This is a genomic window from Bradyrhizobium uaiense (genome assembly GCF_010811875.1).
GTDB classification, from domain to species: domain Bacteria; phylum Pseudomonadota; class Alphaproteobacteria; order Rhizobiales; family Xanthobacteraceae; genus Bradyrhizobium; species Bradyrhizobium uaiense.
This window is the reverse complement of record NZ_VKHP01000172.1, coordinates 1-20,692: the sequence shown is the minus strand read 5'-3', so window position 1 is coordinate 20,692 and position 20,692 is coordinate 1. Positions and strand designations below refer to the sequence as shown.

Annotated in this window: 18 protein-coding genes and 2 pseudogenes; 4 read left to right on the top strand and 16 right to left on the bottom strand. The window is 62.2% G+C overall.

Going from position 1 to position 20,692, the window contains the following annotated elements; all coding sequences use genetic code 11:
* The coding region (locus tag FNJ47_RS31835) for a transposase domain-containing protein (RefSeq protein WP_163159899.1) at positions 1-105 on the top strand (105 nt) is incomplete at its 5' end.
* Between the two features lie 456 nt (positions 106-561).
* Here FNJ47_RS31835 and FNJ47_RS31830 read toward each other — a convergent pair.
* From FNJ47_RS31830 to FNJ47_RS31795, 8 genes are all read right to left on the bottom strand, one after another.
* Positions 562-1,455 (bottom strand): hypothetical protein, encoded by an 894-nt coding sequence (locus FNJ47_RS31830; RefSeq protein WP_163159898.1) that lies wholly within the window; start codon positions 1,453-1,455, stop codon positions 562-564.
* Complete coding sequence (locus tag FNJ47_RS31825) at positions 1,452-3,221, bottom strand: zinc ribbon domain-containing protein (protein ID WP_163159897.1); 1,770 nt, start codon at positions 3,219-3,221, stop codon at positions 1,452-1,454. Before FNJ47_RS31825 ends, FNJ47_RS31830 begins: the two co-directional genes overlap by 4 nt.
* Positions 3,218-4,423 carry an N-6 DNA methylase gene (locus tag FNJ47_RS31820; protein WP_163159896.1) on the bottom strand — a complete coding sequence of 402 codons (1,206 nt, stop codon included), beginning with the start codon at positions 4,421-4,423 and terminating at the stop codon, positions 3,218-3,220. Before FNJ47_RS31820 ends, FNJ47_RS31825 begins: the two co-directional genes overlap by 4 nt.
* Positions 4,420-5,142, bottom strand: coding sequence for a DNA adenine methylase (locus FNJ47_RS31815; RefSeq protein WP_163159895.1), 723 nt, complete (start codon positions 5,140-5,142; stop codon positions 4,420-4,422). Before FNJ47_RS31815 ends, FNJ47_RS31820 begins: the two co-directional genes overlap by 4 nt.
* 383 nt (positions 5,143-5,525) lie before the next feature.
* A complete protein-coding gene (locus FNJ47_RS31810) occupies positions 5,526-5,744 on the bottom strand; it encodes a hypothetical protein (RefSeq protein ID WP_163159885.1) in 219 nt (72 codons plus the stop codon).
* 398 nt (positions 5,745-6,142) lie between these two features.
* The gene (locus FNJ47_RS31805; RefSeq protein ID WP_163159894.1) at positions 6,143-6,550 is read right to left on the bottom strand and encodes a hypothetical protein; all 408 of its coding nucleotides are present in this window, start codon (positions 6,548-6,550) and stop codon (positions 6,143-6,145) included.
* A 180-nt stretch (positions 6,551-6,730) separates the two neighbouring features.
* Positions 6,731-7,153, bottom strand: coding sequence for a hypothetical protein (locus tag FNJ47_RS31800; protein ID WP_206685366.1), 423 nt, complete (start codon positions 7,151-7,153; stop codon positions 6,731-6,733).
* 305 nt (positions 7,154-7,458) lie between these two features.
* Complete coding sequence (locus FNJ47_RS31795; protein WP_139486795.1) at positions 7,459-8,016, bottom strand: HNH endonuclease; 558 nt, start codon at positions 8,014-8,016, stop codon at positions 7,459-7,461.
* Between the two features lie 190 nt (positions 8,017-8,206).
* Between FNJ47_RS31795 and FNJ47_RS31790 the strand changes: the two genes are divergently transcribed.
* Positions 8,207-9,967 (top strand): chloride channel protein, encoded by a 1,761-nt coding sequence (locus FNJ47_RS31790; protein WP_163159893.1) that lies wholly within the window; start codon positions 8,207-8,209, stop codon positions 9,965-9,967.
* A gap of 197 nt (positions 9,968-10,164) precedes the next feature.
* Here FNJ47_RS31790 and FNJ47_RS31785 read toward each other — a convergent pair whose 3' ends face one another.
* From FNJ47_RS31785 to FNJ47_RS31765, 5 genes are all read right to left on the bottom strand, one after another.
* Positions 10,165-11,142, bottom strand: coding sequence for a peptidyl-alpha-hydroxyglycine alpha-amidating lyase family protein (locus tag FNJ47_RS31785; protein ID WP_163159892.1), 978 nt, complete (start codon positions 11,140-11,142; stop codon positions 10,165-10,167).
* Positions 11,143-11,204: 62 nt separating this feature from the next.
* The gene (locus FNJ47_RS31780) at positions 11,205-12,992 is read right to left on the bottom strand and encodes a flavin-containing monooxygenase (protein ID WP_163159891.1); all 1,788 of its coding nucleotides are present in this window, start codon (positions 12,990-12,992) and stop codon (positions 11,205-11,207) included.
* A gap of 110 nt (positions 12,993-13,102) precedes the next feature.
* Positions 13,103-14,188, bottom strand: a complete 1,086-nt coding sequence (locus FNJ47_RS31775) for a DUF2855 family protein (RefSeq protein ID WP_163159890.1) — start codon at positions 14,186-14,188, stop codon at positions 13,103-13,105.
* A 104-nt stretch (positions 14,189-14,292) separates the two neighbouring features.
* On the bottom strand, positions 14,293-15,810 hold the full coding sequence (locus FNJ47_RS31770) for an acyl-CoA synthetase (protein ID WP_163159889.1): 1,518 nt from the start codon (positions 15,808-15,810) through the stop codon (positions 14,293-14,295).
* A 29-nt stretch (positions 15,811-15,839) separates the two neighbouring features.
* The gene (locus tag FNJ47_RS31765; RefSeq protein WP_163159888.1) at positions 15,840-16,811 is read right to left on the bottom strand and encodes an NAD(P)H-dependent flavin oxidoreductase; all 972 of its coding nucleotides are present in this window, start codon (positions 16,809-16,811) and stop codon (positions 15,840-15,842) included.
* Between the two features lie 187 nt (positions 16,812-16,998).
* Here FNJ47_RS31765 and FNJ47_RS31760 point away from each other — a divergent pair, with 187 nt between their 5' ends.
* Positions 16,999-17,886, top strand: a complete 888-nt coding sequence (locus tag FNJ47_RS31760) for a LysR family transcriptional regulator (protein ID WP_163159887.1) — start codon at positions 16,999-17,001, stop codon at positions 17,884-17,886.
* Positions 17,887-17,895: 9 nt separating this feature from the next.
* Here the strand turns inward: FNJ47_RS31760 and FNJ47_RS31755 are convergent, their stop codons facing one another.
* Together FNJ47_RS31755 and FNJ47_RS31750 are read right to left on the bottom strand one after the other, a co-directional pair.
* The gene (locus tag FNJ47_RS31755; protein ID WP_163159900.1) at positions 17,896-19,500 is read right to left on the bottom strand and encodes a glycoside hydrolase family 17 protein; all 1,605 of its coding nucleotides are present in this window, start codon (positions 19,498-19,500) and stop codon (positions 17,896-17,898) included.
* Positions 19,501-19,628: 128 nt separating this feature from the next.
* Positions 19,629-20,282, bottom strand: a complete 654-nt coding sequence (locus FNJ47_RS31750; protein ID WP_163159886.1) for a DNA-3-methyladenine glycosylase family protein — start codon at positions 20,280-20,282, stop codon at positions 19,629-19,631.
* Between the two features lie 166 nt (positions 20,283-20,448).
* Between FNJ47_RS31750 and FNJ47_RS31745 the strand changes: the two are divergent.
* A pseudogene (locus FNJ47_RS31745) lies at positions 20,449-20,577 on the top strand (glutamate--tRNA ligase family protein); the annotation flags it as partial.
* On the opposite strand, the pseudogene FNJ47_RS31740 reads toward FNJ47_RS31745, so the two are convergent.
* Positions 20,553-20,692 (bottom strand): annotated as a pseudogene (locus tag FNJ47_RS31740) (ATP-binding protein); the annotation flags it as partial. The pseudogenes FNJ47_RS31745 and FNJ47_RS31740 sit on opposite strands and share 25 nt — an antisense overlap.

Below are 20,692 nucleotides of genomic sequence, written 5' to 3'. Positions count from 1 at the left end.
GACGTCGATCCGCTCGCCTGGCTAACGCAGACCCTCGAGCGCGTCGCCAACCGATGGCCGATCTCCAACATCGATCAACTCATGCCCTGGAATTATAAGCCATGAACGGCTTCGGCTGATCGCTTACGCCTGACGGGCTATCGCCTTCCAAAATGGGATGTCGGACTTGTCCTCGATTTGTTGGGTTACGCCGGTGCTCTTCGGGTTGCAGAACAACGCGCTTACTTTCCTTGGTGAGGATGATAGTCGGCCGGTTGTCTCCGGCATGGCATTGACTCCAGAATTCCCAACCCGCCTTGGACGCAACGTAAGGCCGGCGCGGCGTTTCGGGTCCGATGCCCTACTGCAGTGCGCAAAGAATGTACCCGCGACTCGGCAGCCAGAAAGGCTGCGTCAAAAGCTTCCCACCGCAGTTGAATTGAAACACTCCGGTCTTCGCCGGATCCGCGCCCTGTACTTGAACCTTACTGCAACAGCACGCCAAAACCTCAACCAGAAGTTAGCGGCGTCGCCGTGATGGAGACTGACGAAACGCCGTCAAATCGATAGATAGATACGCGCCTAAGACGTGCCGCTGATGGCCGCTGTCTCAAGTATTCGCTTCAGCCGCGGTCTATTGTCCCTAACAAAGCTCGAATAGATCTCTTTCGGCGATGGTGAAGCCGGCAGAGCAGATTTGAGTGCGAATACCTTATAGTAGCCCAAGAAGCGTTCACGATCTTGCGAGTAGCTCAAGTGCCAGATGGGGCGAGACCTTTCTTCCATAGTTCGCTCAAGTATCGTCCCGAACAGAAAATTGTTTATTGTCTTGACTGTTATCTGGAGGGCGTCAGCGATGTCGGCAATGTCCGTCAGCGTGGGTGAGAAAGGCCGCTCGAGCAGATCCAAATGTTCGTCAAAGCCGAGTTCGATGGCATTGCGTGTGCCTAGTCTGCCGAACCTGTGGACGCAGCAGTGCCGGAGATGGCAGATTTTGTTGAAGGTCTCGAGCGAGGCTTTCACATCTTTGGGAAGCGAGTTGAACCCAATCGTAGTCGAGATCGCCTTTTCTAGTTCCTTAGCATCAGAAAAGGAGGTGTTCTCAAGCAGCGCTTCTGGCAGCATGGTGGGTGAGAGATGAAATGCTGCGGCGAATGTAACCGGCTTCTGCGCGACCGCGTCGCGCGCTCTCTTGTCTAGGCGAATAACCTCGGTAAAGATGGACCGGATGTAACTCTCGACGGCGGACATATAGCCAAGAACAACCACTGCTCCAAGCTCTGGAGGGAGGGCTCCGCCGCCGGGATAGTTCAGATAGATTTTATTGATGTTATTTGTATTGAGAAAGAAGATGTCGATGGGACTTCGCACGGTGGCGACGGGGTCACCAAATAGGCGTACCGTGTCGATCTTCGGCAGAACCGTGACTGAGGAGATCGCTTTATAGGTGATCGGTACGATGGTCGTAGCGTTCATGATAGAAATTCATCAATGTAGGCGTTCACTACCGACAGGTATCTCTCGGCGCGCCGAGGGCCGACCCCATAGATCTTACGAAGTTCTGTACCAGGGTCTTCGTACGCTAGAAGCTCCGCAATGGTCTTGATCCCAATGTTGTCAATTTCGGAGCGCGCCCAGTCGGAAAGGTTCGGTACTTCGGCGATAGGAAGCTTCATCAGACGCGTGAACGTTGAATCGTCGGCTAGGCGCGTTCCACAATTGTGACAGAATTTCTGTTCGTCGCTGATGCGCGGTGTCTTGCACGCCTGGCAGGGCGGCAAGTCAAATCGTACGGAATCGATCGAAGGCAGCAAACTCGTGAGGGACTGTCGGATGGGATGCTTGGTTGGCTTCCTCTCAATAAAGCTCAGCGTCTGGCTTGGTGAGTTGCCTCGACTACTGCCCGCGAATGCTCGCGCTGCAATCAACGCCGCGAGGTGTGGTGTGTAGCGATGGTATGTCCTTTTAGGACCATGCGAGACCTCTGGAAGTTCGAAGAGAAGGCCAGCCTCGACGAGTAGCCGGAACATCCGTCTCGGAATGGCGGTCATCTCTTCTGTAGTAATCCCAAACAACAACTGCTTTTCGGGTATGTCCGCGAGTGCGTCGTTCCTCTTCTTCATAGTTCCAACGACACTCTGGAAAAGCTGTTCACCTGCGTCAATGATTGTGCTGAACTTCGGCATTTTCAGCTTCAGCGAGCGAAACTCGCGCAATCTACCGTCACGATGTTCTTGAATGACCTTGTTGAGCGCCTGTTGCACAGCGGACTGTCCACTCGCAGCCTTGCCGGGTGTCGCCGTTTCACGCAGCGTCGTCACCATTGCACGTGACATTGTAAGATAGGCTCTCGGAACGCCGAATGCTGCGTACATGAGTACACCATTCACGTCGCTTCCAAGTCGGCTGCCCTCAGCAAACCGTTTGCTGGCTATAGAGCCCATGATGTCGCGGTATGAGGGATGGTCAACGGGGAGCCATGCGTGCACAAATTGTGCCTCATGGTCGGCATGGAAGCGAGGCCCGTACTCTGTTGAACCGGGATACACAGAACATTTGGGCGAAATATTCTGCTGCTTAAGAACGCGAACCACGTCGAGGAATTCAGCCATGAATTCTTGAGCGAAAACCAGGGCAGCATCGTCAAGGAAAAGAACAAGGCGCGTTCTGCCTAACTCCTTGAATAGAAGGGTAAGAGATCGCACTACGCCTTCAATGGATATAGCGTTGGCAATTGCTTCCTCCTGCTGCGTCAACGGACCGGCTTTCTCGAGACGGCGGATTAATGTCTCAACTTGCCCACGATCGATACCAAAGGACGCAAAGGCATTGGGCTTGTTCACCGGTGGCGAGATGCGCTGGACAACTTGCTCGACAGTGTCGTCCGCGGCGAGAAGGATTCGGCTAAGCACCCAGATTTGGAATAATGAAAGCGCGTCATTTCTGGTCTTTAGAAGTGGTTCGAGGCGGAGATACCTGTTGAACGAGACGTAGATTGCCAGCGGAAGATTTTTGGCTTCGCAGCACCTGAGCCAAGTGTAACGCATCATGTGCGTTTTGCCGCATCCTCGCGGGCCAACGACTAGTACCGTGCCCCGTGCTATCAATGCCTTGTAGATGATATCAAACCAATCGCCGGTGACCGTATCATCTCTGAGAACTTGCTCTGAGACCTGATCGGCACGCTCCTCAAATCCCTCTTCGGATTCTTCGGGTTCTACAACATCGGCCTCGTCGTTCATGATCTCAGCAGTTCTATTCTCATCAGATCGTCCTTGGTCAAAACTCGCGCACCGACGCCGCGGGCGGCTGCTTGTAGTGCTGCGGCGCCTTGCTGCGAACTCAAGCCCATGAACACCATTTTACGCCACCTCCTCGTGACCCGGATCCGAAAGATCGAGTCAGTCAAGGGTAGCCTTCCTGTTGAAACGATGGCAACTTTAAAGTGCAGGTTGCGGCCGATTCTTGCAACAAGAATGTCGCCGGGTTCTGCCAGGGCGAATTTTCTGCCACGCGAGATGGCGTGATCTTTCGAAAATGAGAGGCGGCGAGGACCTTCGGTGGGAAGATCGGACGTGTGGACATACGGGTGGTGGGATCGCTTGGCTTCGCCCGAATGCATGGACCCGCGCACGATCGCGGCCTTGGCGTCCTTCAGTGTGAATGTCTGTTTCGCTGGCGACTGCGTTGCAGAGTGATAAGCGTAGTCACACCGTTCTGCTGCCCGGTCGGCATCTACCAACACGGGTTCGGAAAGCTTTCCAGCATTGTCCAACTGACGCAGTGATATGGTCGACGCTTGTGGACGCTGCTTCGCCAACACCATGATAAAGGCTTGCGCCTCGGTAGATTTGAAGCAGTTTCGTGGAAGTTGCACCACGCTTTCCACGCAATGATCGGACATAATTCTGCGACGCAAGCCGACCAGCCTCCTACCCGTGACTACGCCATCCGGAACAATCAAGCCAACACGACCGCCAATCTTAGTGAGCCGGAGGTTCTGCGCCAGAAAGAGTACGTCCGCTCCGAGAAGTGGGCTTCCATCAATTGCGTCAGCTAGACCTGCGTCCTCAAGGATAGCTCGGAAGGCCGGCTTCCATGTTGGGGTGATATAGGGTGGGTTGCAGATTGCAGCATCGAAGAGTGCGCCTGGTGGAAGCAAGCGGGGTAGGTCAAAATCGAGCGCGTCGGCCACCACGTGTACGTGGCGACGGCTGTTCGAGTAGTCGAGCCTGCTCCTTTTGCGTTCGTCGATGTCGACGGTAATAATTTCAGTCGGGCTCCATTTTCGGAGTGCGGCCAATGTTAGCGCGCCTCCACCAGAGCCAAGATCGATGATCCTCTTTGGTCGGGCTCTGATCGAACTTATGAGCACATCGCCGATGGACGGGTTGGTATAGAAGCGCCCCATCGCTGCGTCGGCTGCGAACGCTTCGACGGTCATTGTTGTGCCCTTTCGGCCCCATCAGACATGCCGGTCAGTCGTCGATTCAGGCTGCTGTGATACGAATACGTTGCTGCCAAATGGCTTAAAATTGCGTTTCGTTCGATCGGCGGGAGTGCTTCGATGCGCTTGGAAATCGCGTCGCGACGTCGTTTGATGCTCTCCCGATCACGAAACGTCCGGCCAATGAATCGGTAGTCGTGAAGCACTTCCGGAGGATCAAAGTTGAGCCAAACCGTCTCTGTTCGAGGACCAGTGTGGCTGTCGCCGGGGAAGTCCACGGCGATCCAGTTCTTGAGCCGTTCTTCGTACATGTGTGAGCGGTATCCGCTCACCATGACGTGACATGGGAGGCCGTCGAGAGTCGTGAGTAGCGCCTCGTGCTGCCTTCGAGAATATTCGTAGCGATAGATGCGTGCCTTGCGTCTGGTCTCCTGGAGATAAGGGGGGTCACAGTAGACGAGTTCGTTTCCTTCAAACTGATAATTCGAAAGGAATTCGACGGCGTCGCCATTCACGATTTCAAAGCCGCTGATCTTTTCTCCGGCCCATCTTGCAACCACTGCAGGGTCGGCCTCGATCGCAATGCTTCTCCTTGCTGGAAGCTTACTTCTGAGCACGGCGCCGCCGCCGAGAAATGCCTCGATGTACACATCATGAGGCGGCATCATCGAAATGATGTGTTGAAAACAACGACCTTTACCGCCCGGATATCGCATAGGCGATGCATCGCATGAGCATGCGATGATGTCAAGCGTTCCCCGCTTGCTTTGGGACAAGATCACGCAATGCTTATTGGTGGGCGTGCCGTCGCCCGGGGGGCTTCCGTCGCCGCCAGAGCCGCCGGCTCAACTGCAATCACCCGACTATTCTCAAGTCCAAACGGTGCAGGCCGTCGGTTCATGTGAATGTCTGTTGGGACCTGCGCGGGGGATCCAAATAGGCTGGAACGTCCGCCGGATCACCTTGACGTTCGCGATCGGGACTTCACGAGATCGCCGTCGCTGCGCTATACCACCCCGGCCATGGTTAATGCGCCATAGATTAGGGGGATGATGACGAAATTGTCGGACAACGTCGCTCCTGATCCATCATTTCGATTTCACACCTGAACGCCACTGCGGCGCCGACGCCGCCATAGCCGCCGCCGTATCCGCAGCTCATCGGATATCCGCCGCGTCTGCCTGGCCAACTCGTCCGTCCCAATCTCAACGGCGATCGAGGCCAGGCGGTAGGTGCCTCCGATCATCCGGATGACCTCCTCTGTGGTGATGTCAACGTTGCTGCGGTTAGGCGCGATCGGCGGGTAACCGATGACCAATCCGGTCTCGGCATCTGTGCAAATGGCTCTCGCCAGCTCAGCTGGATTTTCCGGCTCCGTGAAGGCGATGTCGAAGTCCCTGTAAGGGGATTGCGGGGCGCTGACGCGCAACGGGGCCGAAGCTATGGTTCACTCCCTTGTGCCCATCTCCGGACGCGCAAGGTCGTCCGCTGCGGCGGGCAAGTTTCTTTGTACTCAGGCGAGGCCGCCTGCGTGGTTCGCTGAGATCAGAAGACTGTTCGGGAGCCAGCGCTGCGGGCCGCCGCCTCAAACTATGAGGGGCGGCGTTAGGGCGCGAAACATTCGAACACGACGTCGATCGTGATGCTCATTGGATCACGATAGTTCGAATCCTTGAAAGGTCTGTCCGAGAGATTCCTAAAATTTGAACGGCCTGGCTATGTGCGAGGCGGCGACCAAGTGTTGTTGTAACCCTCGCAGCGCGAACCGTACTCGCGATAACAAATGTGAAGGCTGTCGGACCGGGTCAACAGATGCATCGCTTTGGGCAGACCTCGGATCGCTACCGCCATGCCCAAGACTAGCGTCACAACATCCCCATCTTGGAGCGGAATGACGATGTCTCCCCTGGTTACGTCGTGCCTCATGAGCCACCTTCCTGCGACTTCACGAACGCCCTTCTGCGTTACCATCATGTGAACGTCCTCGCCGTCGACGGCAGTGACCTCCAGCTCATAAACCCAATAGACCGGATCCTGGCCGCGACCATTCGGGATAAAGACGTTGTACGGAATCGCCTTCGCGATTTTCTTCTGAAAATAGGCCGCCAAGTGCTCCGCCTTCATGCTCGACTCCGCTGATTGGCGGAATCCTAGAGCTGGATCCTGCAAGGCGGAATCCGTCATGAGCGGACTGCGTTCCGATTGGACATCTCAGACAGATGGTCGACATCTTACCTCAGCGGCCATGATTGCAATCGGGATGGTAGATTTGGTCGGCGTGGACGCCGCCAAGGCTGAAGGGCTCTAACCGTGGAGGACACCCGCAACTTCATCCTCCGCCGCCTTGAGGACTCGCTCGGGTTGGGTAGCCAAAACATCTTGCGGGCGCTTACCACCCAGGAAGCTGTTGACCGATGCGAACCAGTACGCGAGGTTCCAGTCGTCCTTCTTCCCCTGAAAGGTTCTCAGTACCTGCACCATTGACTTGAATGGATAGTAACCGACTGCGGGATCCAATGCATATCTCGGGAAATGGTCGATGTTCAGATGCCGGATGGCGAAGATCTGGCCTTCTTTCCTCCATTTGTTTGGCTGTGCGCTCGGATGGTGGACGCTGAGGCCGGTTAACCTCGCAATTTCGGCGGCCGTCAACCAATCGCCACTCTCCAGCACGGCCTTCCTTGCTTCTGCGGTCATACGTGCTTCAGCATTTTGTACCGAGCCCAAGGGAACCTCCGGACGTCCAACAGGCGACGCTGCAAGCGCGCTTACCGGCAGGAAACGTGGCGCTTCAAACGTTAGAGGGCTTTAGCCTGGCGCTCAATCTCTAAGAAGGCGCCATTTTGAGACGTTCACCGCGCCTTGCCACGGGCCGGAATCAGCAGGAATTCAGCCAAACCCCGGCGGTTTGCCTACCTTAGGTTGTCATTTTCCGAGCCTGGGAGGGACGAAAAACGTGACATTCTTATGTGTGTTTTGACATTCTTATGAGTCGCAGCACACCACGCATACGGCTGCTGCAGCGCCGCGCGCTACGGATCGAGCTCAGTATCCCAGTAGAGATAATCGAGCCAGCTCTCGTGCAGATAGTTCGGCGGGAACAGCCGGCCGTTGCGGTGGAGCTGATGCACGGTGGGTGCATAGGGCGTCTGCTTCGGAAACATCTTGGCCTGCTGCGGCGTCAGATTGCCCTTGCGCAGATTGCACGGCGAGCAGGCGGCGACGACATTCTCCCAGGTGGTCTGGCCACCCTTGCTGCGCGGGATGATGTGATCGAAGGTGAGGTCGTCGGCCGACAGGCAATATTGGCAGCTGAATCGGTCGCGCAGGAAAACGTTGAACCGGGTGAAGGCGGGGTGGGTGGTCGGCTTGACGAAGGACTTGAGGGATACGACGCTCGGCAACTGGATTTCGAAGGACGGACTTCGGACCGCCCGGTCGTAATATTCGACGATGTTGACACGATCGAGGAACACCGCCTTGATCGCGTCCTGCCAGGACCAGAGCGACAGCGGGTAATAACTCAGCGGCCGGAAGTCCGCATTCAGCACCAGCACCGGCCAACCGCCTTGTGAGACATGTGCGTTCAAATAACGCTCCTGACTCCCATTAGCTGCGAAGCAGCATGCACTCACATACTACAGGCAGCGTGACGGGATTGTGAAGAGCAATGAGCAGCTTATCCGCCGTCCCCTGCCATGTTCCTGCCCCGATTGCTTCCTGCCCGCGAGGCCCGTAAAGGGAGCCGCAAGCCCCTCGGCCAGTGACGGACTCCTGCCGATGACCACAACCACAAGCTATCTCGAGGCGCCGCGCCGGTTGCGCGCATTCGTCCGCGCGCACGAGACCAGTCTCGTGGTGCTGGCGGTGCTGATCGGCGCCATTGGCGGCCTCGTGGTGGCGGTCATGAGCGCCCTCGTCACGGTGCTGCATTCGGTGCTGTTCAATATCCCGCTGGGCGAACGGTTATCGAGCCAGCCGAGCATCGATCCGGTGCGCGCGCTCGTGGTTCCCACAATTGGCGGCCTGCTGCTGGGATTTGCGTTCCTGCTGCTGCTCCGGGTCCGGCCGGCCCGCGAGATCGACCCGATCGAGGCCAACGCGCTGTATGGCGGGCGGATGTCGTTCCGCGGCAGCGTGATCGTGGCGCTGCAGACGATCTGGTCGAGCGGCGTCGGCGGCTCGGTCGGGCTCGAGGCTGGCTACACGCAATTGTCCAGCGGCCTGGCCGCCTCGCTCGGCCGCGGCTTTCACCTCCGCCGCAACGACCAGCGAATCATGGTCGGCTGCGGCGCGGCGGCGGCGATCGCCGGCGCCTTCAGCGCGCCGCTCGCGGGCGCCTTCTATGCTTTCGAACTTGTGATCGGCGGCTACACGCCGGCGAGCCTGACCCCGGTCGGCGTGGCGGCAGTGACCGGATACTTCGTCGCCCATGCCTTCGAGCCGCTGCCGCTCGGTGTCGGCGTCGGAACCGTCGGCGACGTGCTCGGGCGGGATCTTGCGATTGCCTCGCTGCTCGGCATGGTCGCGGCGCTGACCGGCATTGCGATCATGCGCGGGGTGACGCTGTGCGAGGCGCTGCTCACCAAAACCCGGCTCTGGCAGCCGCTGCGGCCGGCACTCGGCGGGCTTGCGGTCGGCGCGATGGCGCTGCTGACACCGCAGGTGATGTCGTCGGGCCACGGCGCGTTGCGTTTCGCCGGCATCGTGGCGATGCCGCTCACCTTCATCGCCGGCGTGTTCGTGCTGAAGGCGATCGCCTCGATCGTCTCGCTCGGCTCCGGCTTTCGCGGCGGATTGTTCTTCGCCACGCTGTTCATGGGCGCGCTCGGCGGCCGGCTGTTCGCGGCCGGCGTCGACATCGTGTGGCCGGGGCTCAACCTCGATCCCAATGCCTATGCGGTGATCGGCATGAGCGCGCTGTCGGCTTCGGTGATCGGCGGTCCGCTGACGATGTCGTTCATCGCGCTGGAATCCACCGGCAACCTCTGGCTCACCACCGCGGTGCTGGTCGCGGTCATCATCTCGACCACGATCACGCGCGAGCTGTTCGGCTATTCGTTCGCGACCTGGCGGCTGCATCTGCGCGGCGAGACCATCCGCAGCGCCGCCGATATCGGCTGGATCCGCGATCTCACGGTCGGCAAGATGATGCGCCAGGACATGATCACGGTCGCCGCGGCGATGTCGATCGAGGCGTTCCGCGAGGAATTCCCGCCGGGCTCGAAGACCCAGGTCGTCGCGCTCGACGGCGAGGGACGTTATGCCGGGCTCGCGCTGGTCGCGGAGGCGCACGCGCCCGATTTCGAGGCCGACAAGGGCCTTGCCGCCATCCTGCGCTACGCCGACGTGGTGCTGCATCCCGGCATGAACGTGCAGGAGGCGATTGCGGTGTTCGATGCCGCCGAAGCGGAATCGCTCGCCGTGGTCGAGGGCGAACGCGACCGGCGGCCGATCGGCCTGCTCACCGAAGCCCACGCGATGCGGCGCTATGCGGAAGAATCCGAGCAGCGCCGCCGCGAGGTGATCGGCGAGGTTTGATGTCACCGGCCGAAGGCTGGCGTAGTCAGCTCTTTGATCCGTCGCAAGCTATCGGTCCGTCATCCTGAGGTGCGAGCGGAGCGAGCCTCGAAGGATGCACGGCCACCGACTGGGCCGTCGACCCTTCGAGGGCCGCTGAAGAAGCGGCCACCTCAGGGTGACGGGGATAGAGGGCGCTGCCCTTCAATTTAATTTCGCTACCCCGTCACCCGCTCCAGCTTCTGCAGGCACCGCGTCACCCGCACCGCGGCCGGCATCTCGGTGTCCGGAAAGCTGGTGTTCCAGTCGGTGACGCCGACCTCGCCGACATAGATGTCGCCGCGCGAATCCAGCGCCAGGCCGTGCGGCGCCAGGAATTTGCCGGTCTCGACGCCCGGGCCGTGCTCGCCGCCGAGCCGGGCGATGCGCTTGCCGGTGTGATCGACGATCGACAGCCGCGGGCCGAGATTGGGCACCCTGCGGTTGACCGCCATGCCGGGGCCGAGCTCGCCGATCACGAAGTTCGGCTGCTTGCCGCCACCGCAGCAGCACAGCGCGCAGGGCCGGTGCAGGTTGTTCCACTGCGTCTCGTATCTGCCGTTGCCGTCGAACACCTGGACACGGTGGTTCTCGCGGTCGGCGACGTAGACGAAGCCGTCGGCATCGGTCGCAATGTTGTGCACGATGTTGAACTGGCCGGGATCGGTGCCGGGCTCGCCCCAGGTCTTGATCAGCTTTCCATCCGGCGTGTACTTGTGGACGCAGGCATTGCCGTAGCCGTCCGAGATGTAGATCTCGCCCTTTGGCGACAGCGCGGTATGGGTGCAGCGGTGGAACGGCTCGCCGCTCATGAACGGCGCCGGCTTGTTCGGGATGCCGATCGTCAGCAGCACCTTGCCGTCCGCGGAGCATTTGCGCACGGTGTGGTCGCCGTCATCGGTGCAATAGAGATTGTCGTCGGCGTCGATGTGCAGGCCGTGGGCGCGCGAGAACACGCCTTCGCCCCAGCTCCGGATGAAGTTTCCCTCGCGGTCGAGCACCACCATCGGGCGTTCGCCGCGATTGAAGACATAGACGCGGTCCTTGCTGTCGACCGCGACGGAGGCGACATCCGTCAGGCTCCAGCCATCGGGCAGTTTCGCGAAGTTCTCGACGACACGATAACGGTGCTCGCCGGTGCCGAGGATGGTTGGCATTGTACGTCCTCTCTTCCCGTCATTCCCCGGTGCGCAATTGCGCACCGGGGAATGACGACTGACTACGAACACTTCGCCACCGGCCCGACGCCGCGCGGCAACAGGTCTTCCTCGATCGCCTTGATCTGCAGCGCGAGATAACGCGAGTTGATGCGGCATTGCGCGAGGCTGCCGGCGATGAACCACAGGCCGGGCTGCGGCGTGCGGGTGTACATGTTGCGCAGCTCCTGGCCGTCGCCGAAGCCCCAGATCGGGCCGACGCGCGCGGCCATGGCCTCGCCGAACAGCTTCTTCACCAGCTCTTCCTGCGGCCGATAGCCGGTCGCGAGCACGATCAGATCGGCTGCAACCGTTTCGCCGCTCTTCAGCCGCGCGCCTTCGCTCACGAAGGCTTCGATGTCGGCAAACTGCTTCAGTCCGACCGCGCCGCTCGCGACGAGATCGGAGCAGCCGACATTGAAGTAATAGCCGCCGCCGCGGGTCAGGTATTTGAACTGCCAGCCGGTGCCGCCGTCGCCGAAATCGAGCTTGAAGCCCCGGCGGGCGAGGCCGTCGAGCAGCGGCTTGTCGAGCTCCTTCGACTGCTCGGTGATCAGCACGTGGCTACGCTTGGCGAGCGCCAGCGGCATCGAGGTCGCGATCAGGTCATTGTCCTCGAGCGTGCCTTCATTGTAGGCGGCATAGGCAAGCTGCGCTGACGGCTCGATATTGGTGATCAGCGTCGAGGAGCGTTGCACCAGCGTCACCTCGGCGCCGGAGGAGTGCAGGTCCTGCGCGATGTCGTGGCCGCTGTTGCCGGTGCCGATCACCAGCGCGCGCCTGCCGGTCCAGGTCTCGCCGTCCTCGTAGCGGCTGGAATGCATGACCTTGCCGCCAAAATTCTTCAGGCCGGGGATGTCGGGCAAATTGGGGATGCCGCTGACGCCGGTTGCCATCACGATATGGCGCGGCCGCATCTTGCGTGTCGTGCCGTCGGCGCGGCGCAGCTCGGTGGTCCAGCGTCCCTGTGCGTCGTCATAGCTGCCGCCGACGAATTCCGTGCCGGTCCAGAAGTTCAGCTCCATGGCGTCGACATAGGATTCGAACCAGTTGGCGAGCTTGTCCTTCGGAATGTAGGTCGGCCAGTTCGGCGGGAACGGCATGTAGGGCAAATGATTGACCTGGACCTGGTTGTGCAGGGTCAGCGCGTGGTACCGCTTGCGCCAATTGTCGCCGACCCGCGCCTCGCGGTCGACGATCAGCGCGTCGATCTTGAGCGCTTGCAGCCGCGCGGCGATCGCAAGCCCCGCCTGTCCGCCGCCGACCACCAGCACATCAGGATCGCGGTCGGCATACTCAGTGGATGCCTTGCGCAGGTCGAGCCAGTTCGGTCCACGAAAGTCGCGGGAATGGGCCTGTCCGCGCGGCCGGTTGTGGCCCTGCTGCTCCTCAAAGCCCTTCAGTTCCTCGAGTGCCGTCAGCAATGTCCAGGCTTTCAAGCGGTCGCCATCGGCTGCGTCGGCGATCAGTCGCACGATGCCATGGCCGCGGCCAATGGCCGTCTCGAATTTGAAGATCGCCTCGATCGCGTCGGTGCCGGCGCGCATCACCCGGCGCGGCGCGGCACGCTCGGCATCGATGCGGAAGTCGTGCGGCGCGCTGCGACGCGCATGCGCCGGCAGTTCCTCGATGATGGCAAAGGCGCGGTTGACGGTCTGGATGTTCCAGCTCAGCGCCAGCACGTCGCGCCAGTAGCTGTCGGGATGGAACAGCGGCTTCAGCAGCACATCGTCGGGGCCGGCCAGCGCATCCTCGAACTGCACAAGCCAATTGTCGGCGGCGACCGAAATATCGTCCGTCTTGTCGAGCATTGGGCGTTTCTCGTCATCGGCCGCTTGGTGACATTTTCTTGGCGGCGTTCCCTTGGCTGCAAGCCTATACCCATTGGCGAGGCTGCAGAAAGGGCGTGACGGGATAGCGCCTATTCGGCCAGCGACAGGATCAAGCCTTTATCCGGCGGAACGCGGCCTTGCAGGGTATCGAGATAGGCCTCGCGCACCGCGGCCGGGCCGCGCCGCTCGACGACATCGAGCCAGTTGGGCAGGTGTGGTGCGAGCTCCGTCCATGCGGCGCCGAAGCGCTGGTCGATGCCGCCGGGACCCCATTCCTTGGCGCGCTTGCGGATCTGGTCCGGCGCGAAGAACCACACCGGCTTGGCGCCAGGCACCGTCGGCTCGTCCGGCTCGCTCGCGCGATGCGTGAGGCCGACCCGGCCGGAATAGACCATCTGCGCGCCGAAGTGCCGGTGCAGGCTCTCGCGCAGCGCGCTGTTGCCGGCCATGTCGACATAGGCAACCGGCTCGGCCGACGGGATCGCGGCGATCTGGTCATAGGTGACGACCTCGTCATAGCAGCCGAGCGAGCTGACGAAATCGACATTGCCCTTGGAGGTCAGCCCGATCACCCGGATGCCCCGTTCGTGCAGGAGATGGGCGAGCCCGAACGCGGTCTTGCTCGAGGCCGACGACAGGATGACGCGGCGCGCGCCGTAGAATTCATTCTCGGCGAGGGCGTCGTCGACCAGAAACGACAGCATGAACAGCGGCAGCAGCAGCGCGCGGAAATCGCCCTGCCGGCCGGCATAGGTCGGGTCGCTGGAGACGCGGGCATAGTTGTTGTAGACCGGCGAGACCTCTTGCCGGTGCGCGGCGCCATCGCGCAAGCCGCGCTTGCTGACGTCGGCCGCCTCGATCACCAGATGGGTCGCCATCGGGAAATAGCCGAATAGCGTTTCGCCGACTGCGACATTCGGGTGCTTGGAGGCCAGCACCTCGCCAAAGCCCCATACCGGGATGATGCCGTAGCCTTCGGGCGCCGGGAACAGATGCCAGTATTTCAGCTGCTCGCCGATCACGGCATAGGTGATGTTGTTGGCGGTGAAGGCGAAGCGGGTGACCTTCACCAGCAGCGCGTCGGCCGGCAGCGCCGCGGCATCGGGCAACTGCGTCTCGATCACCTTGCACTGCTGCAGGTCGTTGCGGATGACGATGAAGTCGGTCGAGTTCATGGCGATGATCCCAGCTTCGGATGCGGGCGCATCGTGGCGTCGATTGCCGGCCTTTTGCAACAGCAACTAAGTTTCAAACGCCGTTTGTTCCGCGGTCGCCCTGCTCAGCTGAGCTGTCCCTCGCGGTAGAGGTCGCGCAGCTTGCGCTTGAAGATCTTGCCGGTCGCCTCGCGCGGCAGCGCGTCCATGAAGCGGATGTCGCGCGGCACCTTGAAATTGGCGAGCTTGCCGCGCAGAAAATCCTGGATCGCTGCCGCCGACAGTGCGCTGCCGGCCTCCGGCTCGACGCAGGCGAACAGCCGCTCGCCATACTCGTCGTCGGGAACGCCGAACACCGCGCAGTCGCGGACGCCTGCCATTCCGATCAGGGCATTCTCGATCTCGGCGGGATAGATGTTGACGCCGCCCGAGATCACCATGTCGCGCTTGCGGTCGCATAGGAACAGATAGCCGTCCGCGTCGAGATAGCCGACATCGCCGACGCTGATCAGGTCGTCGCGGTCGGCCTCGGCGCGCGCCTTGGCGTTGCCATGGTAATCGAAATCCGAGATCGCGGTCTGGCGCATGAAGATCTCGCCGGGCTCCCCGATGTCGCATTGCGTCCCGTCGGGACGGAAGATCTTGACGATGCCGCCCTCGATGGCGCGGCCGACCGTGCCGGGCTTGGCCAGCGCCTCGGCGGCCGAGTGCCAGACCGGGATGCCGGTCTCGGTGGAGCCGAGATATTCGTTGATGACGGGTCCCCACCACTCGATCATCGCCCGCTTGACGTCGACCGGGCAGGGCGCTGCGCCATGCACGATGAAGCGCAGCGACGACAGGTCGTAGCGGCGGCGCGTCTCCTCGGGCAACCGCAGCAGCCGCACGAACATGGTCGGCACCATGTGCATATGCGTGACATGATGGCGCGCGATCAGTTGCAGCAGATCCTCGGGATCGAAGCGCGGTTCCAGCACGATCGTGCAGCCGTTGCGGAAGGCGAGCATGCCATAGGAGTGCGGCGCCGAATGGTACATCGGGCCGTTCATCAGGATCACCTGGTCCTCGTTCGGCTTGACGCCGTAGGTGAGGGCCCCGACGCGCGCGGCCGCCGCCTGCTGCTCGGGCCGCATCGGCTTCCGCTTGACGCCCTTCGGGAGTCCGGTTGTGCCCGAGGTGTAGAACATCGGCGCTGCGCCGATCGGTGCGTCGGCCAGCGGTTGGTGCGTCTCACGCCAGATGTCCCAATCGGTCATGCCGTCAGGCACGCGCGTGAGCGCCGGCGCGACGCCATAGGCCGCGGCTATCTCGGGTGGCGTGGTTACGACCAGCAGCTTGATTCCCGGCGGCAGCCCGTCGCGGATCTGCGGCAGCAGGTCGGCGTGGCAGACCAGCGTGTCGGCGCCGCTGTCCGTGAGGATGTAGGCGACCTCGTCGGCCTTCAGATGCCAGTTGATCGGCACCACCGGACTGCCGAGCGCGGCGGAGGCCGCGACCACCTCGAACAGCGCGAAATCGTTGCGCAGCATCATACCGACCGGCTTGCCGTCGCGTACGCCGAGCGCGCGGAAGCCGGTGGCCGCCCGGGCGATGCGGGCGTGAATGTCGCCATAGCTGATCTGTCTGTCGCCGCTGATGATCATGCTGCGCTTCTCCAGGCGATCGTCCAAGGTCAGGCGCTGGCCCGCAGGAAATCGTTGCGGGCCTCGGTGTACTCCGCCTTCAGCCGCGCCACCAGCTCGGCGACCGGCGGGGCGTCGACGATCGGACCGATGCCCTGGCCCGAACCCCAGATGTCGCGCCAGGCCTTGGCCTTGGTGTTGCCGCCGGAGCCGAAATTCATCTTGGTCTTGTCGGCGACCGGCAGGTTGGCCGGATCGAGGCCGGCGGCCGCGATCGACGGTCCGAGGTAGTTGCCGTGCACGCCGGTGAACAGGTTCGAATAGACGATGTCGTGCGCAGCGTATTCGGTCAGCGCCTGCTTGTACCTGATGTCGGCGTTGGCTTCCTCGGTGGCGATGAAGCGGGTGCCGACATAGGCGAGGTCGGCGCCGAGCGCGAGCGCCGATGCGATGCTCCAACCGTCGGAGATCGCGCCCGACAGCAGGATCGTGCCCTTGAACCATTGCTTGACCTCGCGCACCAGCGCGAACGGCGACAGCGTGCCGGCATGGCCGCCGGCGCCGGCGCAAACCAGGATCAATCCGTCGACGCCCTGCTCGGCGGCCTTGCGCGCGTGCTTCACGTTGATGACGTCGTGGAACACGACACCGCCATAGGAATGCGCTGCCTCGACGATCTCGGACGGCGGGCGCAGCGAGGTGATGATCACAGGCACCTTGTGCTTCACGCAGGTTTCCATGTCGTGCATCAGCCGGTCGTTGGAGGCGTGGCAGATCTGGTTGACCGCGTAGGGCGCGACCTTCTTCTCCGGATGCAGCGCCTGGTACTCGCCGAGCTCGTTCTCGATCTGAGTCAGCCACTCGCCGAGCTTCTCGACCGGGCGGGCGTTCAGCGCCGGGAACGAGCCGACGATGCCGGCCTTGCACTGCGCGATCACGAGCTCCGGTCCCGAGACGATGAACAGCGGGGAGCCGACGACCGGCAGTTCAAGCTTGTTGGCGAGCGAAGCAGGCAGCGACATGTCTTGTATCCTCCATGGGTGGACCGCCCGGCCGGGTAGCCGGAGCGGATCGGGATGCGTTGTGATGGCTGGAGCGCCGGGCTCTTCTTGCGCGGCAATATAAGGCTGGACGGCTGCGTCGTGACGTTCAATATTGAACGGCAGATAGGCCAGAAATGAACGGTGGCGCGCTGGGAAGGCGAGCGGCATGGACTGGGAGCTTTGCAAGACGTTCGTCGCGGTGGCGGAGACGCGCAGCCTTGCCGCGGCGGCCCGGCGGCTGCGCATCAGCCACCCCACCGTCGGCCGCAACGTCGCGGCGCTCGAGAAGCAGCTCGGGACCCGACTGTTCGCGCGTTCCAACGACGGGTTGTCGCTGACCTCGCACGGCCGCAAGTTCCGCGAGCACGCTGAAGCGATGGCCGCGGCGGCCCTGCGCGCGGAGGCCTCGGCCTCTGCGACCGGTGAGCAAGCCCGTGGCGTCGTCAAACTCTCGATCGGCGCGACGCTTGCCGCGCACTGGCTGATGCCGCGGCTCGGTCCGTTCCTGCGCGATCATGCCAACATCCAGCTCGAGATCATCACCCATCCGTTTCCAGCGAGCGTGCGCCGCCGCGAGGCCGACGTGGTGCTGCGGCCGGTCGATGCGGGAGACGAGAACCTGATCGGCCGCAGGATCGGGCGGCTCGGCGCCGGCTTCTATGCCTCGCGCCTCTATGCGGCCGGGCGCAAGCTTCCTGAGCGGCCGGATGAATGGAAAGGCCACAGCGTGATCGGGTTTGCCGACCAGGCCTCGAATGTGCGGCTGGCGAGGTGGAGCGATGTCATCACACGGCAGGGCACGCTGGTGATGCGTTGTTCCTCGCAGGGCGACATGCTGGCGGCGGCGCGGGCCGGGCTCGGGATTTGCGCGCTGTCCTGCCTGGTCGGCGCCGATTATCCCGATCTGGTTCGGGTCGCGCCGCAAAAGCTATCGAGCCTCTCCGATCTCTGGCTGCTCGCCCATCCCGATCTGGTCGAGCTTCCCTCGGTGCGGGCCGTGATCGGCTTCGTCACCGACTGCGCGCGCGAGGATCGCGTCAGGCTGCGCGGCTAGAACGCAGTCTCAGGCCCGCGCCCGCCACAGCGTCCCCGCAAGCAGGACAAAGATCGCGCATGTCCACAGCGCCTGCCAGTTCTCGAGCCCTTCGTTGAGGAGCGTATAGACGGCGGCTCCGACAAAGATGCCGGCAAAGATCGATTCCGCCAGCGGGCGGATTCCCTTCGTCGGAGGATTGAGCAGCGTCATCGCCGCAAACGGCACCGCCGCCATGGTGAGCGGCGCAAACGGAAAATCGATGAAGCGCGGATCGAACACAAGGCCGACCGCCGCCGCCGTCCCGATCACGACGGTGACGATCAGGGCCAATCCGTGCAACGTCACCAGAACCGTTTCGGTGTGGTAGCCCTTCGGCCCCAACAACTCCTGGAAACTGGGCGGTGCGCGACCCGACATCAGGGCGTTGGCGCCGAACAGCGGCGAGGCGGTTGCCGCCACCAGAAGCGAGCCCCAAATAAGCCAGCCGCCCGTTCCGGAGCTTTCATAGATCATCCGCTGGGCGGCGACCCCGAACAGGATCCCGGCGGTGGTTGCCGATACTCCGACCGCAAGCCATGATGCGAATCCGGGCGTCCTCGGCTTGCGGCGCAAGGTCCGCCATGCCGCGCCGAACACCAGGATCGCCAGCGCCATTCCGCTGCCCATCTGCAATTTCCAGGACGGGAAATTGCTGATCGGCACGCCAGCCGGATATTTCAGCGTGCGTTCTTCGGAATCGAACAGGCCCCAGGATCCGCCGATGGTGCCTTCGATCTCGCGCTTCCAGCCTTCGTCATAGGCCTCGAACAGGTTGACGCGGAAATGCTCGCGGCGGGCAAGGTCGAGCACCTCCGAGACCACCCGTGCCTGATTGATGCGCGACGGCAGCGCGGACTCGCGCATCCGCCCCTCGCTCGGCCAACCGATTTCGCCGATGAAGATTTCCTTGCCCGGAAAAACCGCCGCGACCTGCCGGCGCATCTCGTCGGCGTGCGCGGCGGCGTGTTCCGCTGCGATCGGAATATTCTCCCAGTACGGCAGGATGTGAATCGTGACGAAGTCGACGACGTCGGCCAGTTCGCGGTTGCTCAGCCAGAACTCCCAGACGTCGGCATAGGTGACGGGGATCGAGACCTGCGCCTTGATCGAGCGGATCAGGGCGGCGAGGTCGGACGCCGACATTTCCTTGCGCAACAGGACCTCGTTGCCGACCACGAGCGCGATGATCGTGTCCGGGTATTCCTTGGCGAGGCGGATCGCCGTTTCAACCTGCGTCGCGTTTTTCTTGCGGTCCCGGTCGAGAAAAATGCCCTGGATGACTTTCAGCCCGGCCTTGGCCGCGAGTCCGGGAATCTGATCGAGACCGAGATCGGTCGCATAGGTCCGGATGCAGTGAGAAATCTTCGCAAGCTGGGCGAGATCCTCCGCGATCTGTTCAGGCGAGACCTGCGTTTCCGGCGAAAGTGATGTCTGATTGTTTCGGAACGGGGCGTACGAGATGCACTGAACCTTATCGTTCGGATCGATCGGCGCGCGCACCAGGTTGACCGGGATGCCCAGCCACCACCAGACAGCGGCGACAGCGCCGAGCGATATCGAGAGCAGCGCAAGCGGGATGCGAAGGGAAACCAGGTCAGTCCTCCTTGCAGGAAGGATGTGCTGGGTGTGCGAAATGGGCGGGGCCGGCAAATTGAATAAGTATCTCCACGCTGATGCTATATCACGCGATCGCACCGTTGGTGTGCTTTTCTTGACCACAGCTACCTCGCGGCGGCGATCACGCCTTCGCGATTTTTCAGCACGCGATAATACGCCCACCACAGATGGGCGGCCGCGCCGCGCAGCGGGCGCCACGGCTCCGCAAGCGGCGCCATCTGCTTCGGCGTCGGCCGCTCCTTCAGCCCGAGCCCGACCTTGACCGCCTCCTGCACGGCAAGGTCGCCCGCGGGCCAGGCATCGCCATGGCCGAGGCAGAACAGCAGATAGACGTCGGCGGTCCACGGGCCGATTCCGGGCAGCGCGGTCAGCGTGTTGTGCGCGGCATCGGCCTCCTCGTTGGCGAGCACGTCGAGGTTCAGCCGCTCCTCGGCGAGCTCGCGCGCGATGTGCTTGAGCGTCTTGATCTTGGCCGCCGACAGCCCGAGCCGGCCAAGCCGGTCGGCGCGCGCCTTGCGGATCGCTTCATGGTGGAACGGATCGAACGCCTTGCTGACGCGTCCCCAGATCGCCGCAGCACTCGCGGTCGAGAGCTGCTGGCCGCAGATGATCGCGGCAAGCCCCGCAAACCCGGGCTCACGCTGCCGGATCGCCGGCATCCCGGTCGATTCGAGGATCGGGCGCAGGCGCCGGTCCTGGTCGACCAGCTTCTGGACCGCTTCGTCGAGGTCGGCCTGGGTTTCGAGATGAATCAGCATTGCGGGATCTGTGTCGGCTTGTCGTGCGCGGGGCTTGACCCGTGCATCCATCTCCTATCGTAACAGAGTCTTGTCCAGCTGCATGATCCGGAAAAGTGGAAACCGGTTCTCATGCCCACACAAGAATCGCCGGATCGAGCCCGGCAATGATGCGCGACCAACGACCATGCCACCCGTTTTCCGCTTCGCACCGAGTCCGAACGGCCACCTGCATCTCGGCCACGCCTATTCGGCACTGCTCAACCACGACCTCGCGCGGCATTCGGGCGGACGCTTCCTGCTGCGGACCGAGGACAGGCCGAGCCCGGCGCCGCCGAACCGCGCGGCGATCGAGACATTGGCCTGCGAGAACGGCCGGAACAGGCGCTTGACCTCTGACAGCGCCAGGCCGATGCCGCTGTCGGAAATCA

What these genes read in the sequence shown, in the direction of transcription:
- FNJ47_RS31760 (WP_163159887.1), top strand. Translation starts at nt 16,999, where the DNA reads ATGGACTGGGAGCTTTGCAAGACGTTCGTCGCGGTGGCGGAGACGCGC.
- FNJ47_RS31830 (WP_163159898.1), bottom strand. Translation starts at nt 1,455, where the DNA reads ATGAACGCTACGACCATCGTACCGATCACCTATAAAGCGATCTCCTCA.
- FNJ47_RS31790 (WP_163159893.1), top strand. Translation starts at nt 8,207, where the DNA reads ATGACCACAACCACAAGCTATCTCGAGGCGCCGCGCCGGTTGCGCGCA.
- FNJ47_RS31750 (WP_163159886.1), bottom strand. Translation starts at nt 20,282, where the DNA reads ATGCTGATTCATCTCGAAACCCAGGCCGACCTCGACGAAGCGGTCCAG.
- FNJ47_RS31805 (WP_163159894.1), bottom strand. Translation starts at nt 6,550, where the DNA reads ATGAAGGCGGAGCACTTGGCGGCCTATTTTCAGAAGAAAATCGCGAAG.
- FNJ47_RS31815 (WP_163159895.1), bottom strand. Translation starts at nt 5,142, where the DNA reads ATGCGATATCCGGGCGGTAAAGGTCGTTGTTTTCAACACATCATTTCG.
- FNJ47_RS31780 (WP_163159891.1), bottom strand. Translation starts at nt 12,992, where the DNA reads ATGCTCGACAAGACGGACGATATTTCGGTCGCCGCCGACAATTGGCTT.
- FNJ47_RS31820 (WP_163159896.1), bottom strand. Translation starts at nt 4,423, where the DNA reads ATGACCGTCGAAGCGTTCGCAGCCGACGCAGCGATGGGGCGCTTCTAT.
- FNJ47_RS31765 (WP_163159888.1), bottom strand. Translation starts at nt 16,811, where the DNA reads ATGTCGCTGCCTGCTTCGCTCGCCAACAAGCTTGAACTGCCGGTCGTC.
- FNJ47_RS31770 (WP_163159889.1), bottom strand. Translation starts at nt 15,810, where the DNA reads ATGATCATCAGCGGCGACAGACAGATCAGCTATGGCGACATTCACGCC.
- FNJ47_RS31775 (WP_163159890.1), bottom strand. Translation starts at nt 14,188, where the DNA reads ATGAACTCGACCGACTTCATCGTCATCCGCAACGACCTGCAGCAGTGC.
- FNJ47_RS31825 (WP_163159897.1), bottom strand. Translation starts at nt 3,221, where the DNA reads ATGAACGACGAGGCCGATGTTGTAGAACCCGAAGAATCCGAAGAGGGA.
- FNJ47_RS31785 (WP_163159892.1), bottom strand. Translation starts at nt 11,142, where the DNA reads ATGCCAACCATCCTCGGCACCGGCGAGCACCGTTATCGTGTCGTCGAG.